The sequence below is a fragment of the Thalassolituus marinus genome, from assembly GCF_020320395.1.
In the GTDB taxonomy this organism is placed as follows: Bacteria; Pseudomonadota; Gammaproteobacteria; order Pseudomonadales; family Oceanobacteraceae; genus Venatoribacter; species Venatoribacter marinus.
In genome coordinates this window covers 1-16,139 of record NZ_JAEDAH010000060.1, presented here as the reverse complement: position 1 = coordinate 16,139, position 16,139 = coordinate 1, and the positions used below count along the sequence as shown (strand labels likewise).

General features: G+C 49.7%; 18 protein-coding genes. 14 read left to right on the top strand and 4 right to left on the bottom strand.

Annotation, left to right across the window (positions count from 1 at the left end; genetic code table 11):
• Window positions 1-32 precede the first annotated feature (32 nt).
• The gene (locus I9W95_RS11985) at window positions 33-1,163 is read right to left on the bottom strand and encodes a multidrug effflux MFS transporter (RefSeq protein ID WP_225675184.1); all 1,131 of its coding nucleotides are present in this window, start codon (window positions 1,161-1,163) and stop codon (window positions 33-35) included.
• Between the two features lie 337 nt (window positions 1,164-1,500).
• Here I9W95_RS11985 and I9W95_RS11980 point away from each other — a divergent pair, with 337 nt between their 5' ends.
• A complete protein-coding gene (locus I9W95_RS11980) occupies window positions 1,501-2,046 on the top strand; it encodes a glutathione peroxidase (RefSeq protein ID WP_225675181.1) in 546 nt (181 codons plus the stop codon).
• A gap of 96 nt (window positions 2,047-2,142) precedes the next feature.
• Here I9W95_RS11980 and I9W95_RS11975 read toward each other — a convergent pair whose 3' ends face one another.
• Window positions 2,143-3,216 carry an alkene reductase gene (locus I9W95_RS11975; protein ID WP_225675179.1) on the bottom strand — a complete coding sequence of 358 codons (1,074 nt, stop codon included), beginning with the start codon at window positions 3,214-3,216 and terminating at the stop codon, window positions 2,143-2,145.
• Window positions 3,217-3,438: 222 nt separating this feature from the next.
• Here I9W95_RS11975 and I9W95_RS11970 point away from each other — a divergent pair, with 222 nt between their 5' ends.
• From I9W95_RS11970 to I9W95_RS11950, 5 genes are all read left to right on the top strand, one after another.
• Window positions 3,439-4,353 carry an NAD(P)-dependent oxidoreductase gene (locus I9W95_RS11970; RefSeq protein ID WP_318653613.1) on the top strand — a complete coding sequence of 305 codons (915 nt, stop codon included), beginning with the start codon at window positions 3,439-3,441 and terminating at the stop codon, window positions 4,351-4,353.
• A gap of 211 nt (window positions 4,354-4,564) precedes the next feature.
• The gene (locus I9W95_RS11965; RefSeq protein ID WP_225675176.1) at window positions 4,565-5,620 is read left to right on the top strand and encodes a hypothetical protein; all 1,056 of its coding nucleotides are present in this window, start codon (window positions 4,565-4,567) and stop codon (window positions 5,618-5,620) included.
• A 170-nt stretch (window positions 5,621-5,790) separates the two neighbouring features.
• Window positions 5,791-6,078 carry a DUF6482 family protein gene (locus I9W95_RS11960; protein WP_225675174.1) on the top strand — a complete coding sequence of 96 codons (288 nt, stop codon included), beginning with the start codon at window positions 5,791-5,793 and terminating at the stop codon, window positions 6,076-6,078.
• A gap of 65 nt (window positions 6,079-6,143) precedes the next feature.
• On the top strand, window positions 6,144-6,791 hold the full coding sequence (locus I9W95_RS11955; protein ID WP_225675172.1) for an LON peptidase substrate-binding domain-containing protein: 648 nt from the start codon (window positions 6,144-6,146) through the stop codon (window positions 6,789-6,791).
• Window positions 6,792-7,299: 508 nt separating this feature from the next.
• Complete coding sequence (locus I9W95_RS11950) at window positions 7,300-7,845, top strand: DUF3592 domain-containing protein (protein ID WP_318653612.1); 546 nt, start codon at window positions 7,300-7,302, stop codon at window positions 7,843-7,845.
• A gap of 48 nt (window positions 7,846-7,893) precedes the next feature.
• Here I9W95_RS11950 and ubiM read toward each other — a convergent pair whose 3' ends face one another.
• Window positions 7,894-9,087: a 5-demethoxyubiquinol-8 5-hydroxylase UbiM gene (gene ubiM / locus I9W95_RS11945; protein ID WP_225675168.1), complete on the bottom strand. Its 1,194-nt coding sequence runs from the start codon at window positions 9,085-9,087 to the stop codon at window positions 7,894-7,896.
• A gap of 151 nt (window positions 9,088-9,238) precedes the next feature.
• Window positions 9,239-9,460 carry a hypothetical protein gene (locus I9W95_RS11940; RefSeq protein WP_225675166.1) on the bottom strand — a complete coding sequence of 74 codons (222 nt, stop codon included), beginning with the start codon at window positions 9,458-9,460 and terminating at the stop codon, window positions 9,239-9,241.
• A gap of 583 nt (window positions 9,461-10,043) precedes the next feature.
• Between I9W95_RS11940 and I9W95_RS11935 the strand changes: the two genes are divergently transcribed.
• The 8 genes from I9W95_RS11935 to I9W95_RS11900 all read left to right on the top strand — a co-directional run bounded on the left by I9W95_RS11935 (window position 10,044) and on the right by I9W95_RS11900 (window position 16,007).
• Entirely contained in the window at window positions 10,044-10,634 is a 591-nt protein-coding gene (locus tag I9W95_RS11935) for a GNAT family N-acetyltransferase (RefSeq protein ID WP_225675164.1), read from the top strand.
• A gap of 289 nt (window positions 10,635-10,923) precedes the next feature.
• Entirely contained in the window at window positions 10,924-11,394 is a 471-nt protein-coding gene (locus tag I9W95_RS11930) for an NADAR family protein (protein ID WP_225675161.1), read from the top strand.
• A 159-nt stretch (window positions 11,395-11,553) separates the two neighbouring features.
• Window positions 11,554-12,618: a hypothetical protein gene (locus I9W95_RS11925; RefSeq protein ID WP_225675160.1), complete on the top strand. Its 1,065-nt coding sequence runs from the start codon at window positions 11,554-11,556 to the stop codon at window positions 12,616-12,618.
• Window positions 12,619-12,620: 2 nt separating this feature from the next.
• Window positions 12,621-13,412 (top strand): hypothetical protein, encoded by a 792-nt coding sequence (locus tag I9W95_RS11920; RefSeq protein WP_225675157.1) that lies wholly within the window; start codon window positions 12,621-12,623, stop codon window positions 13,410-13,412.
• A 334-nt stretch (window positions 13,413-13,746) separates the two neighbouring features.
• A complete protein-coding gene (locus I9W95_RS11915; RefSeq protein WP_225675155.1) occupies window positions 13,747-14,724 on the top strand; it encodes a hypothetical protein in 978 nt (325 codons plus the stop codon).
• Between the two features lie 58 nt (window positions 14,725-14,782).
• Entirely contained in the window at window positions 14,783-15,307 is a 525-nt protein-coding gene (locus I9W95_RS11910) for a tetratricopeptide repeat protein (RefSeq protein WP_225675153.1), read from the top strand.
• Window positions 15,308-15,487: 180 nt separating this feature from the next.
• Window positions 15,488-15,667 (top strand): hypothetical protein, encoded by a 180-nt coding sequence (locus I9W95_RS11905; protein WP_225675151.1) that lies wholly within the window; start codon window positions 15,488-15,490, stop codon window positions 15,665-15,667.
• A gap of 100 nt (window positions 15,668-15,767) precedes the next feature.
• Complete coding sequence (locus tag I9W95_RS11900; RefSeq protein ID WP_225675150.1) at window positions 15,768-16,007, top strand: DUF3297 family protein; 240 nt, start codon at window positions 15,768-15,770, stop codon at window positions 16,005-16,007.
• The last annotated feature ends 132 nt before the right edge of the window (window positions 16,008-16,139 follow it).

Sequence of the window (16,139 nt, the reverse complement as noted above, 5' to 3'; positions counted from 1 at the left end):
TCGGTTTTGTTTGGGTTTTGGCGAATGCAAACTTAACCGATTTTACTGCCGTTCTCATTTTTCACGCTTAAATGCGATGAACCTGAAATAAGGCCCGCCACTGAGAACTGTGTTGCTCCCATCAGCGCCGCGGCGGTACCACCATGCTGCGGGAAGTACTCCATATAACAGGCCTGAATATTCGGCGACACTGCTCCCAGCATACCGATACTCAGGATCATGGCCGGAACAAACAACCACAGATTATCAGCCAGTAGCGTCACACACAGCAGCATGACCAGGCCCACTCCCTGAACGGTCAGGGCGCTGCGCAGAATAGTAACGGGCAGCAGGCGTTTGAGCAGGCGTCGGTTGGTCAGGTTCATGATCAGCATCAATACCACGTTGGCGCCAAACAACAGCGCGAAGTTACCGGGTGATACACCAAAATGCTGCTGATAAATGAACGATGCGTGGGTAATAAACAGCATCATCACCGAAAAAGCGAAGGCACCGGTCAGAATGAAACGCATCGCCGGGCGGGTGTTTATAACCGCTTTATAGCGCTGCAGGATACTGACTTGTTCGTGATGCACTGGGCGTTGATAGCCAGCGAAAACGATGCCCTTCAACAACAGCAGCATCAGCACGGCGTAGCAACCGAGAAAAATGAAGATGCTTATCCAGCCGGACCAGTTGAGAAACAGACTGCCAATGCTGGGTGCCAGCGCCGGAGCGGCAACCATCAGTAAACCAATCAGGCTGAAGAAGCGTGCAGCTTCCTGGCCAGATAACCGATCCCGTACCAGTGCCGGCACACAGACTACGGCCCATCCACCACCAAACGCCTGCAAGGCACGCAGGGCAATAAAGGTTTCCAGGTCCGGTGCAAAGCTGATCAGCAGACTGGCGATGCCAAACAGTGCAAGGCCGGTGAGCATAATGCGGTCACGACCAAAATGATCAGACAGGGGACCGCCGGATAAATTTCCCAGAGCCAGCACGAATACGTATACGGAAATACTCAGCGAAACCTGATGGACGGATACGAAAAAGCTGTCAGCGATGGCAGGGAAGGCGGGCAGGTAAGTGTCGATGGCCAGTGGGCTGAGCGCTGTTACCATGGCCAGCAGTGCGGCAATCCCCGTGTGAGTGCGGGCGGGTGGTTGAACTGATACTGTCACTGGTGAGCAATCCGAATGCTGAATATAAATAAACCATAGTCGCCAACAAGCAGCTGCATGTCCGCGACTTCGGTGTGGTTTTGAATATGTCGAAAAGGAGAACGCTGTATTGGTTCCCCAGAGAGGTTAACAAGCCATAGTCTAACAGCCTGAAGAATGAAAGCCTGTGAGCTTTTGTTGCGGATTCCCGAGTGTGGTCGAACAGTGCGTTGCAGCGCTGTGCATCACCTTACATTGCGGATTATTGTCGAAATAAACCATCGCCGCATTGACGCTGTTGTTCAGCTCAGGCAGCTTATAGAAAATCCCAGACACAGTGCATATAACCGGAGAGTTTATGAGTATTTACGATATTGCAGTCAGCACCATCAAGGGCGAAAGCGTGTCGCTGTCGGACTATAAAGGCAAAGTTCTGCTGGTGGTCAATGTAGCCTCCAAATGTGGCCTTACACCGCAGTACGAAGAGCTGGAAGCGCTGTACAAAGCAGAAGCTGCGAATGGTCTGGAAATTCTGGGTTTCCCCTGCAACCAGTTTCTTGGACAGGAGCCTGGAACGGAAGCGGAGATTGAACAATTCTGCAGCCTGACATACGGCGTAACCTTTCCGATGTTCGCAAAAATCGAAGTAAATGGTGAAGGGCGTCATGCGCTCTATCAGACACTGATTGCCGCAGCTCCGCAGGCTCTGACCACGGTAGATCAGGGCCTGAAAGAAAAGCTGGGTGCAAAAGATCTTTTGCCAGCCAGTGACACCGACATTATGTGGAATTTCGAGAAGTTCCTGATCGCAAAGGACGGTACCGTACTGGCTCGTTTCGCGCCTGACGTTAAAGTAACGGATGATCAGCTGAAAGCCGCACTGGCTGATGCTCTGTCTGCCTGATAGCGCTGTTTAAATTGCGGGCAATGAAAAAGGATAAGCCGTGGCTTATCCTTTTTTATGCTTGCTACTCTGTCGGGCAGATTTAACTGAAGAGAATCAGGCTGACATTGGCGGATAGTCTGTATAGCCTTCAGCCCCTGCCGTGTAGAAGGTATCCTGATCTGGTGTGTTGAGTTCGGCGCCTGCCTGAATACGCTCCGGCAGATCCGGGTTGGCCAGGAAGCCAGTACCAAAAGCCACGGAGTCTGCCTGGCCATTGTCGATAGCGGCCGCTGCTTCTTCAGCGCTGTAGCCCATGTTAAGCATCAGGTGTCCCTGATACTGTTCACGTGCAACACTGACCACATCACCTTGCTGTTGTGCAAAAAAGTCTGCGCGCATTAAATGCAGATAGGCCAGCTGGTACTGGTTCAGCATTTTTGTCATGTAGGCTGTCCAGCCCAGCGGATCACTGTCTTTCATGTCGTTGTAGCTGTTCAGCGGTGACAGGCGGATACCGACTTTTTCAGCACCGATTTCAGCACATACGGCATCAAGAATACCGCGCAGGAAACGAGAGCGGTTTTCCAGTGAGCCGCCGTATTCGTCGCTGCGCTGATTGCTGCCGTCCCGCAGGAACTGATCAATCAGATAGCCATTGGCTGCGTGAATTTCAACACCATCGAAGCCAGCGGCAACGGCGTTCGCCGCGGCACGGCGGAAGTCATCGGTGATGGCTGCAATATCTGCGTGAGTAAGTTCACGTGGCACGGTATACGGCTGCTTTCCCTGTGGTGTATGTAACTCACCATTGATGGCAACGGCGCTCGGCGCAACGGCTTCTTTACCACCGTTAAGCAGCGGATGGGCGGCCCGACCGGCGTGCCAGATTTGCATGAAAATGCGACCACCTTTGGCGTGCACAGCGGCTGTGACCTGTTTCCACGCTTCAATCTGTTGATCCGAGTAGACTCCCGGATCATTACCAAAGGCAGAGGTATCTTCGCTGACCATGGTGCACTCTGTAATCAGCAGGCCGGCGCTGGCTCGCTGAGCATAATACTCAGCCATCAGTGCGTTGGGCAGGTGATCAACCGCACGACAACGGGTCAGCGGCGCCATCGTAAAACGGTTCGGCAGTTCCAGATTACCCAGAGTAACAGGGGTGAAAAGTGTCTGAGTGGATGACATGTTGCGCTCCAGCGTTTGAGTAAGTTCGCATCACTATATTGGGATTCTGACTTGAAAAATAACATTGGCTGTGAGCAATAGATTGTTTAGTCAGTGGTACAGTGAAAATGCTGCACGCGTTCTCCAAAGTGGTGGATCCGTCTTGACCGTTAAGAGCAGGCTGGATAATTTCAGCAGCAGAACTGATTAAGAGTGAATACTGTGGAAAACACTTTGAAAGCCGTGCTACTGGATGCCGATACACTTGGCACTGACATTGACCTCACGCCGATACGCGAACAAGTTGGGGAGTTGCGTGTATATGGCACCACTCATCCGGACGAGCTGTTAAGCAATATTGCCGATGCAGATATTATTATTACTAATAAGGTGGTAATCGACGAGCGCGCGATGAACGGCCGAAAAGCTATTTTTGTGTTGGCTACTGGTACCAATAATATTGATATGACTGCAGCCGCACGGCTGAACATACCGGTAAAGAATGTGGTTAATTATGGTACTGATTCGGTAGCTCAGCACACCCTGATGCTGATGCTTAGTCTGGCTGCACGTATGCCACAGTATCAGCAGGACGTAAAAAACAACGCCTGGGTGAAAAGTCCGTTTTTCTGCCTGATGAATCACCAGACTACACAGCTATCCGGGAAAACACTGGTGATTGTCGGCAGCGGTGCACTGGGGAGTGCGGTGGCCAATCTGGCGCAAGCCTTCGCAATGAAGGTGATATTCACCGCGCGCCCGGGTGATGCAAACGATAGCCGCCTGGCCTTCGATGAAGCTATTCGTCAGGCAGATGTCCTGAGCTTTCATTGCCCGCTGACTGACGACACCCACCACCTTCTGAATCGCGATAATATCGATAACATCAAACCGGGTTGCCTGGTTATCAATTGCTCCCGAGGTGGCATCATTGATGAGATGGCTGCGCTGTGGGCGCTGCAGGGAGGCTTACTGGGTGGTCTCGCAGTTGATGTACTGCCGGTTGAACCGCCTGTGGGCGGTCACCCTTTGCTGGCTGCCATGAAGCAGGGCAATATGAACCTGATTGTCACGCCTCATAATGCCTGGATTACGCCACAGGCAAGGCAAACCATTATCAATATGACAGCCGACAATATCGCCTCGTTGCGTGACTGAATTCGGCAGTAATAAACCATTATCAGCTTACTGGTCTGATGCTTTCTGATGGAGCGTATCGGGCCAGTTGACCCCGCTGAACGAATTGATTTGTTGTTTAAGGACAAATCAGGCCGGTGATTTGACCCTGAAAAACTGTAGCGGCACTTTCCTTTGTCAGGCGCACGGCTTCAAGCGCCCGGACGAAAAAATAATAAAAAAGGAAAATGCCATGACTTCTGCTGCCATCCCGTTACTGAAAAGTACGCTTGTATTCATTGCCGCACTGTTACTCGCCGGTTGTTTACAGCAGGAAACACTGACCACTGTTCCCGATGCGGAAAATATTCTTTTTACAGCCGAGGGCGATCTGATTGTCAGCGGTGGACGCAATATTTATCAGATTACTGAATATACTGATGCACTCGGAAAAACAGGCTACCGTCGCCGTGCTATATACGATGATCAATGCATGTTTGCCGGTATTGTGCAGCAAGGCGAGTGGGTGATTACAGTCTGCCAGGAGTATGTTCTGCAATGGTCAGGTTTTTTTCTCAAACTGGTTCGCGATAATCACTTACTGGCGGCTAACGTGCATCAGCATCCGCTGACTTTTCAGCGTCTGGATAAAGGGTTGCGTAATGATCCGGTGGATGCGCTGGCTTTACCCAATGGTATGGCAGTGACACCCGATGGCCATTTATTGCTGGCCGACGGCAACTTTTTTGCTAAATCTGGCGTCGCGCGTATACGCATGGACTACTCCTCTGATCTCCCCCGAGTCACTGGCTTTGATCGCGACTGGATTGGTTCGGCCTTCGGTTTGTCGTCGGCCAATGGGGTGCGCGTGCAGGGGCAGGAGGTGTTTATCTCCGATGGTAATAAAGTTCGCCGGCTGACGTTTGATCAAGCAGGTAACTTACCCCTTGAACTGACTGATAGTAGTGGCGGCGTTATCAGTAATCGCGCTACTGACAATGTTATTTATCAGGGCGGTATTATCATTGACGATATTATGCCGATTTGTGGTGGGGTGGCTGTGACCCAGTTTGTCAGTGGCCAGCTGGTTTACGTAAATCGTCAGGGCCAGGAGTATGCAACACAACTGCTGAGCCTGGAGTCGCCAAGTTCACTGGCCATTGGCCAGCCACCACTGTTTTCCGGAAGTGATCTGATCGTGACTGAAAAGGGCATTCTCTATGACCATATTTCTACCGTGGGGAATAAGCTAACCCGTGTTCCGATGGGACTGGATCTTACCGCCCCCGATGTGTGTGCCCTGTACTGACTACTGAAACTGCGGTGAACACTTGCACTACCGGTATCGCTTCCCGCCTGAGCTGGCAAACTGATTTATACCGTTATCTTTGTCGGGTGTTGAATATGGCATTTGTGCTTGTCATTCGGTTGGAAGTCAGGCTAATCTTGTACAAGAGTTATACAAGAAGGAGGTAGGTTATGTCTGTCCGACTCAATCAGCTCCAGCAGTCAGGAACTGTTACCCGTGTCATTATTCATTCTCTGGAAGGGTCACTCTATCAGGTATCGGTGGAGATCGATGGTGCTGAACATATTGTCACGGATAGTGGTGGAAAATTGTTACGCACCAACAGTCTTACTGATATGAAAGAGCGTTTGCAGAGTATTCCACACAAGCACATGGTCATGCGGCACGAGAGTGCCTACGATGAAATGGTGTGCCAGCCATCAGGTGGTATAAACCGGCTGGAGATTCAGCTGCATTAATCAGCGTGCCTGGCGGGCCAGTCACGGTTCAGGGCTGGTCTGCCGTACTGAACAAGGGGAGGTCTATGACTGATATCTGTATTTTTCCGATCCCCGGATGTGTCACCTTTCCGGGCACAGTGTTTCCTTTGCATGTGTTTGAACCCCGTTATCGCGAAATGATTCATCACTGTCTCGATACGCAGGGGCTTCTGGCTATTTGTAATACCCGGAAGCAGCTTAGCCCGGGCAAACAGACAGATTCTTTGCAGGAGGCACTCAGCTCAAATCAAGCGACCTATATTCCTCAGAATGTATTCAGTGCCGGGCATTGCGAATTGGTTAATACCACCGACGATGGGCGCTTGTTCGTCAATGTACACTTACAGCAGCGCTTTATCCTCGGTGAGGAGAAGCAGCGTTTACCTTTCCCAATTTACGCCTGTGAAGCATTTGATGATGAGTTCAGACCTCAGCAACTGGACAGCCTGCAGATTCTTAAGGACAAACTGATGCACAGGTTAACGGCACTTGTTCAGGCGGATGCAGAAGTGCGCGATGCAATGTTACCTGTGCTTATGTCACCAGAGTGGCAGAATATGGACAGCGAAGAGTTCAGTTTTCGTTTGTACAGCCTGATTGGCTTTGATGCTGACCTGTTGCAGCAGTTGCTTGAAATGAACTCACCTGCGGAGCGCATGCAGTTTACGCTCGACCTGCTCAATGCTGCCTGAAGGATGTTCAGGTCTCAGCCACTGGAGCGATGCGTAGTTCGTGTCGACGGAATCAGTGTAGCATTCTTGCAGCTGTCTGACTTTAATCTGAAACTGGCTTCTGTCAGAAAAACTCAGTCAGGGTACTGAGACCTGGTTGCAGGTTGGACGCGAAGCGTCCGCCAGCGACTGTGATAAATCGGTACAAATTCCCCCGTTGGCGCCAATCCCCCTTGCTGCGTGTACGGCATTCTTTAACCTAGTGCGCTCTGTTGTCACTGCCTGCACTGTTATTTACAGGTAAATGTAATGCAGGCAGCGCAGAATCGTTTTATCCGGTTTCCAGTCTTCAGCGGAAATCTGGCGGTAGATATGAAAATCTGACCTGCATCGAAACTGTGTAAAAACATAATCTTTGCAGCAAGAGTTACCTTTGATGACAGTCGTCATCCGGAGTTATTTTTATCATCGGTTATGGGTGGGAAGTAATCCGAGGGATGTAGCAATAATAAACAGACAGGGAGTTTCTGTGTTCAGTCTTATTTCAGCCGTGGTTGGCATGTTTTTGCTGTTTCTGTTTTCACTGATTAAAGTCCGGGACACACGATTTCTGGCAAAAGCTTCACTGGTATGTGGTCATGTTCGGGACATTAAAACGGTTAAAAAGCCAGGAGAGGTGGACGACAGCACCTGGTACCAACCGATTGTTGAGTATCAGGCCGGAGGAAGGCGCTGGCGATTTTGTGCCAATCTTCGTGCGTCAGTTGAGGAATTACGCTCAGGTGAAGAAATAGGGGTGTATGTAGCAACTTATAATCCGGGGATGGCACGCAGCGCCAGTGATATGAACAGCGTGAGCATTCCCCTGTATACCCTGAGTGGTGGTGGAATTATTTGTTTGGTACTTTCGCTGGTGACGTTTGATTTTACTTCCGTACAGCAGGTTCTTCCGGTTAGTTGGCTGCTGTTGCTTGCGCTGGCAGCCTATTTATTTTTTCGTATACGTCCATTAATACAGCGCGCACAGCGTTTGCCTGCTTTTCGTGAAAGCGAAGAAGTTTTTGGCTGGAAATAAAAAGCGGCCATTCCGGACCGCTGTATTTTTACCTGTTGCCTCTGTACGTTATAGCAAGCGCAGGGACGGATGTTTTTTGTTCATCAGCTTCTGTCGAATCGCCTGTTTCAGCGGTGGTAAATGGTTACTTACCCTCAATACAGCATTGCGTAATAAGCGCGCAGGCAATCGATCATCCGTGAACAGACCTACCACTGTATTTGTACCGTGATACAAAAGCCGTGTATTGGGCATATGCTTCGCCTGATAAGCCTGCAGTACGGTATTGCTCCAGATGGGTTGCTGTTTTTCTCTGGCTTTAAGAATTTCGCTTGCCAGCAAGTCCTGACCACTCAGACCCAGATTAAATCCGTGAGCCGTCACCGGGTGCATACCGACCGCGGCATCACCAATTAAAGCAAAGCGTTGGCTATAGAAGCGTCTGGCATGTACGCCGACCAGCGGGTAATGATATCGCTCGCCGCATTGTTTCATGTTTCCCAGTCGCAAGCCGGCCCGCGTGCTTACTTCCTGGCTGAACGTCACTTCGTCCATATTCAGCAGATTGGATACCTGCGCGGAATTGACGGTAATAACAATGGAGCTGGTGTATTCGCTGAGTGGCAGAACTGCCAGCGTCCCGCCGTAGAGAAAACACTCCAAAGCAGTATGGTTGTGGGGTTTTTCATGTTCCATTACGCATAGCAAAGCACTGCGGCCGTAGTCGTTGAAGTCTGAAGCGATACCCATCTGACGGCGGGCTTCAGAAAAGCGAGTATCGGCAGCGACGATTAGAGACGCACTGACTGTCCGTCCATCACTCAGGGTCAGGTAGCCTCCACTTTTTTCCGTTTGCACGCGGGTAACGCTGACGTCATCTATAAGCGTCGCAGCGTGGCTTGCTGCGAATGCGGCAAAAACTGAGCGGCGAATCTGCTGGTTGGACACCAGATAACCTAATGGTTCGTCATTGCCCGGAGGAGCATCGAAGTACAGCTGGTAGTCAGAGTGACCGTTAAGCACGCTGGCTGCATTCAGTTGGTGAATATTTTCTGGCCCAAGCTGCTGCCAGCTACCGTGCTGCGTCATCAGCTTCTTCGATAAGTGGGTCAGAGCAATTTCACGACCATCATAGGGAGGAGAGGCTAACAGCGCTCGCGGCTGCTTTTCGATCACCGCGACTTTCAGCCCCGATTGTCGTAATGACAGGGCAAAACTCAGCCCAGCAGGACCTGCGCCGATGATGGCTATATCGTAATCCATAGCTCTCTCCACTGAAGTTACAGCGGCTGATGATAGGTCAGACAATGGCTGTGAAAATTGACACAGAACATGAAGGGGTATTGAAGGGAGAAGGCCGTACACGCTCAGGCCGACTGAGAACTACTCAGTCGGATACCCAAGCGATTGCGGATCAGGCGGAACGAAGAGAGGCAATTTTCTCTTTGATTTTGGCCTGGTTGTGCTGAAAAACCGCCATCTTCTTTTGCTCTTTCTCAATGAAAGCTGCTGGTACGCGGGCCAGGAAGCCCTCGTTATTCAGCTTGTTGGATATCTTATGAATCTCGCCTTCGAGGCGTTCGACCTCTTCGGCCAGTCGGGTGAGAATCTGCGCGTTGTCCGCTTGTTCTGTCATGGTAATCCGTACCTCCTTTGTCACCAGCTATCTGGGCCGGCGTTCACTGCGGCTCTCGCAGCGAAATAATTGTGTCTTTGCCTTAAGTTTAGTCCATTGCTCAGAATTTGCGCGCTTTTGGGGCGTACAGCTCCTTCCGCGATGAAGGTAGTCAGAAAAGGCCTGATCACCCCAATCTTTTGTTAATAAAGGCCATCTTATGGCTCTGTCGTTGCCTGTCGTTCTCTGAACAGGCCGATATTAATGGTAAAGGTTGATTTTGGCGGGTAATCGCTTGTTTTTCATTTTGTCAGTTATTGAGCCTGTCATAAAAGTTCGTTAGCCTCGGAAAGTCAGGATATTCAGCTGGGTCATATTCACGCTTGGCCAGTTAAATGTGCGCTGAGTTTGCTTCGTTCCGAGCCGGCGTACATGTAAAGACTGATGGCATCCTGATCTTACTCGTCGTACAGAAGCGGGTGGGAGATCGGCAGTTTATCGATTGCCGGATACTCTTCTCGCGTCTGTCTGACGCTATTCATCATTTTGGTATTCCAGAGCCGGCTGGCCGGAATACGACTCAAGATTGCAGGCTGAGGTAACGATGAAATACACAATTAAGAAGGTCAAAGGAATAGATGACCCGCTGTTTAACGATATTGCCCAGGTACGGACAAAAGTCTTCGTAGAAGAAGATAACTATCCGACCGGAAGTATTATCTCGCCACTTGACCGGGGTGCGATGCATTTCGTAGCCATTGATACGGACGGTAAAGTCATGGGTTCCGTGTCGGCGAATATGAAAAACAGCTCAGAGGAGCAGTTGCCCATAGAAAATTACATGGGTGAAGTTAAGGGAACGGAGGGGCGCCTTGGAGAAATCTGCAAACTGGCTGTATTGGATAAATACCGTACAAAGCCGGTGGCACTATACCTGATGGTGGCAGCCTACGATTACCTGATCAGCGAGGGTGTGGCTGGTATCATGGTGTGGTCGATCAGTAGCAAATCGCGAAATGTGAAGCTTTACAGCAAATTCGGTTTTAAACCCTATGGTGATGAATTCATCTGCTGCAATAGTGAGCATGCTATTCCTTTCTTTCTGGATGTAGCCAGAGACTCTGTCTACGATGCCGAAAAATCCTCTTTGCATAAGCGCTTTACTGAGTCGTATAAAAAACACCTGGTAGAGTGATAGCGCCGTGGGAATGTGAATTCTTCGATGATTCATATGTACCAGAGCGTAGATTACAACTTACTAAGATGACTTCTGCATTCTGTGCAGGGGAATGTTTCAGTGGCTTGTACTTCGCTCTGTTCCCACTGTTGAATCGGTTGTCAGGCCAGAGGCCTTCGCAGCTCGATTCACTCACCCGAGAACAACTGGGCAGAGACAGCATTGTCGTCCGGATGGCATACGCACTTTCCAGTCTGCGCTAACAGCATTAAGCTAAGCTCATCGACTGAGAATACAATGGTGCTTCATGCTGTTCGAACATAAAGGCAAAACTCTGTTCACCCTCACCCGGGAAGATATTCACAACCCACTGGCTGCTTACGCCCCCTATGCGTTTGAGCTGGATGGCCACGAATGGCCAACGGTTGAGCACTACTATCAGGCGATGAAATTCGAAGATGAAAGCTACCGCGAAAAAATTCGCCAGGCCACAAGCCCGAAAGCCGCTGCCAAACTTGGTCACAACCGCTGGCAAAAGCGCCGTAAAGACTGGAAAAAGAACAGTATTACCTACATGACGCGCGGGACATACATCAAGTGCCGTACTCACACAGAAGTATCTGCCGCGCTGCTGGAAAGCGGTGATCTGGATATTGCTGAACTCAGTATGTACGACTACTTCTGGGGTAGCGGGCGCGATATGCGCGGTGCCAATAACTACGGTAAATTGCTGATGGGCATCCGTCACAAGCTGCTTCAGGAACAGTCTGCCGGCTGACTACGGTTCAGCAGTTTTCTGGCATTGATTGGTCGTTTTTTAATCTGTTCCGTCCTGCAAAAGTAGTAGGAATCCTCGAATCAGACCCAGCTTGGATTGCACCCATGGTGCAATCGGATATGCTCGGCGACTGATATGGATTCTGTATGCAAAGGACGCATGATGATCGTTGAAAGCTATGCTAATTTTCTGCCATTAATGCCAAGTGATGCTGGTCGAAAGGTTTTTATAGATCCGGAGCTAATAGTTGATTTCGCTGAGTATATCGATCCTCAGTCTGAAGATGGAAAAGCTATTGTTAGTCAGATTATTGCGGAGCTGTCATCGTCAGCAGATGCATTGAGTTCTGGTAAAGCAATCGGCATTGCTAATGAGTTCTATCGTGACTTTGGGGATATCAACGGCCACTCTGTACGCGCTTTCTATACCATTTTTCAGGATAGCCCACCTAATACCAATAAAGGCTCTGGCGTTTATATTCATAAGATTCGTCGTTATGAAAAGAATATGAGTTCTGTTCCAGTCGGCCTGTTTAATATGACGTATCAGGCGCGCGGCTGGCAGGAACAGGCGATTTCCGGCACCAGGCTTACACAAAACGTCCTTAGAATAGGAGCAGGAGTCTCAAACGGTACCTTAATCGAGTTACCTGTGTTGTCCAGAATAATGCTTGAGGCGACCAACCAAAAAGATTACAAGACAGATTTCAATCTTTACCATGCACCTCTGGCAACGATTGAGTTTGGTGCAGAATATCAGTCGCCAGAATCCAGAAGGAAAATAATTGACCCTCAGGGCCTGGCAAATATCCTCAGAGACTCAGTAGTTCAGAATAGATGGGTGGATAATAGTAGTCTTAAACACGAATCCTATAATTGTTACGTCTATGGTGATGGGGCAAAAATACTGCAGGAAGCAGTTAAGTTACTAATTAAAGATGGGAAAACTCTTTCTGGTTTCCAGTTTCATCTGGTATCGCCAACAGCTCCATTTACGCAGTTAAAAGCCTCAATTGAGAGTAGTGGGGCTACAGTGTCTTTGCATAAGGGATTGCCGATTTCTGTTGTCTCTCAACGTCACCAAAAGTTGGACTCTAATAGTTTAGATCAGAATAGCCTGAAGGTGCGAAGTCAATATGAAACATTTTTGTCTTCTAATCCTAAAGCATCTTTTATAGAGCTCTGGAATCACATGAAGAATGATCTTCTGGCTTTGGGGGTTTAGGTATGGATGGTTTGTTTAGGACGGAAAAGATAAGCATTAGTCTGCCTGAACTTAAGTCTATGGAGAGGTTTTCGACTTACATATTTCAGGTAAATGATTTACGAGTCATTCTTCAATGTGATGGTGTTGTGGGTGGGGAGCCGGTATATGAATATTCCTACACGCCTGTAAGGCAGGGGGTTACTCCAAATTTATATCCGAAAAAAGATATGACTTTACCTTTTGGAAGTATGAGGCTTCCAGTGGATGCAATGCAGGATGATTTCTATAATTGGTCATCGTTGCTTAATGTAGTTTTCTTCCCCATAACCAGTATCGAGAGGCCAATTCTGGAGGAAAGACTGAAGGAAGCTATAGAACGTGCATTTGACGAAGGCACTGAACTGTCAGTAACTGGGGATGAGTGCGAGAAGATCAGATCATATCAGGATATAGATATCCTGACTGTAGAAGGACGTAAGTGGGCGTATACGTCATGCGGCAATCTCGATCGTCGCGACCTTTTCGTAACGGAACTCTCAGCGGATTTAGCGTTACAGATCGACTTCGACTCTTCACCCTGCTGGCACCGCAAAGGCTATGCCCCGGAACCTGTCAAACAACACCTGATGAAGTTCTACCTCGACTACCTTAGCCATGTGAAAATTATCCCGGTCGGCTCTGTGCCTGACTCTGAATTGCCGCCATTAGGTTTCTACCCGGCAGAGCGGGAAGAGAAAGCCATTGATGCCGAAGGGCGGGTGGTTGAGTCAAAGCCCGACTCGGATTCTTCAGAAACCACTATGGGCTGGTGATTTATTCGGCCCGTTATTGCTGGTCGTAGCCTAGGGGGCTACGGCCATCGCCACTGAAAGTAATACGAATGATACCGCGATAGCGGCGAAAGGGATTTCGCTGATCATCTGAAATTCTCACCTATTAGTCTTGTGTATTGGTATTGGCCATTTGATTTGCTTCCTGTATTAAACCTCCGGGTGTACAAACACTGAAATGAATTCCTTCTCTGGGGACTATAGGCAGTGCTAATCACTGCTGGGTCCGCGAACGGTGTGCTGGTACTTACCGTGGCGGTTCATGTTAGGATGCGGCTACTGCTGCCTGCTGCAGCCATCCGGTTAAGGACGATCGATGAAAACCTTTCTTATAAGCCTTGGTGGCTTTTTTGCTGTCGTACTGATCATTGCGGCGCTCATTATCGGCTGGTTTATCTACAGCTTTGTCTTTGTTGATGCTCGAACAGAGCGTCAGGTTAACCGTCTGGACGAGTACAAAACCCTGCGCGAGGGTGTTGCTGTCACAGAATCCACCTACGACGGACCACAGCTTATTCGTGATTACGGGCGTGTACCGTCAAAGGGACGAGACTGGTTGTTGCAGCCCGATGGCACCATTGAGCCAGGAATACGGGTTTTTGATGGTGATGAGGCGGTTGCAGTACGTCGTTTACCAATGGTCTATACGCCAGAGCCTGCGACTGAACCAGGCGAAGTGAAACTGGGGTATGTTGAAGACTGGCTGGCAGAGGATCGTGAGCAGCCGCCAGAGCCAACAGCGGAAGCATTAGCACTGATATTCAACGGCCGTAGTGTCCTTACTGGCGAGCAAAATCGTATTGCTACTGAGCTGGGTGAATTACCAGAGCATACGCTGGATGGCGTGGATTTTGCCGACTGGATTACACCGCACCTGATGGTAGTGGCAGGTGGCAGGCGGGTTGATGGTATCGTCAGCAACCCTCTGTACCAGCTACGCTACCCGGAATTAACAGCGCATAAAATCGCCGATGATCTCTACTATCTGTTCAGTAAAACACCGGACGTTTATCGTTTCAGCGAGCAGGGCGCTACGGTGCTGGTGTATTTCACCGGTAGTCTTATGTGGGGTTTTGGCGGCGACGTAAATAAGCCTGAGCAGAGTGTCATCCGGGTATATAACGCTACCTGGCCTGAGGGGCAGGATATTGCTCAGTTCTCCTTCAAGGCAGGCACTGTGCGTGGTATCGGCTACCAGCAGGGGAAGCTGACGGTAGTGACTGATAGCACGCGCCCATCCGGGGTTAAACAGCATGAGATTCGTAAGCCGCGTCAGTGGCAGATAGCATTCTGACTGGTTTGTACATCTGAATGCCAGTCGGTTGGCTAAACAATATTCCCAGGAAAATACAATGAATAAAAATACTCTCTTTCATCTCATTCTTGGCCTGTCACAAGCTCTGGTTCTTACCGCTACATTGCTCACCGCCAGCGTTAACGCGCAAACATCTCTGCCGCCGGAGCAGTTCCAGCAGGGTAAGGCGTCGGCAACAGAATTGTTCGATGAAGGTATGCGCCTGTTTGATGAGGCCGGTGTCGGCCGTGATAAAAGCGAAGCGATTGCTTACTTTAAGGCGGCTGGAGAACAGAACAATCTGCAGGCTCAGCTGATGCTGGGCGATATGTATGCCTTTGGCGCTGGCGTTGCGCCGGATTATACCCTGGCAGCTTATTGGTTTATCAAAGCCGCGGCGTTGGGTAGCCCGACAGCGCAGCTCTATATGGGAGATCTGTACGCTAACGGTCTCGGTGTAGAAAAGGATTTACAGAAGGCTATTGAATATATGGCCATGGCTGCCAGTAATCCAAATGCTGATAAGGAAAGTGCGGCGCTTGCCGGAAAACGACTGAAAGCATTGCGCGAAGCCGTGCAGTAAAACAACCATGCTGCCGGCTCAGCTGAGCGCGCTTAGACCGAATTCAGCAGGCACGGGAACTTTCTGTAATTACAATGCTCTTTATCAGTTCGGGTTACAGGTTGGTAACCCATATAAAAACACTAAACATGGAAGAATTACACTCTGGTCGATATGGCCTGCGCCGGGTTGGGCATCATTATGATCGACCCGAAGTTTATTCAGGCCGAGCGCGCCAGTGGTCGCCTGCTGCCAGTGCTGTCCGAGTGGAACCACCCGGAGCGCAGTCCGATTCATCTGGTCTGTGTCGGAGTGCGTACCCGTACTTCTCAGGCGGTATGGCAGTTTCTGTTACAGGAATTTCCACAGTTGCAGGAGTGACGGTTGGCAAATACCGCCGCCTCAATCACCTTGTATTGAGGGTTCTGCGGCTTGTCTCTACAATGCCCGCTTTGAAGTTTCTATTTTGTGAGTCATCACCATGAGCGACAAGCCAGAGTTACCGAATCAACTGTCTGTTAACCCTAAAAGCAAGTTCTACGCAGAAGAGTACTTTCAGCACGAGATTGGTATCCGTCTGAACGGCAAAGAGCGTAATGACGTTGAGGAATACTGCATCAGCGAAGGCTGGGTAAAGATTTCTTCTCCGGTTGCCAAGGACCGTTTTGGCCGTCCGATGCTGGTTAAGCTGAAAGGTGAAGTAGAGGCTTACTACAAGTAAGTTTCAGCAGCTATAAAAAAAACCGCCCCTTTTGTGCAAAGTGGGCGGTTTTTTTAGGTTCATCGCACTTTACCGGGAAACGCCGCTTTGATTTTCAAAAAGAAGTAGTCGTTGTCCCGGTACCCATACGCC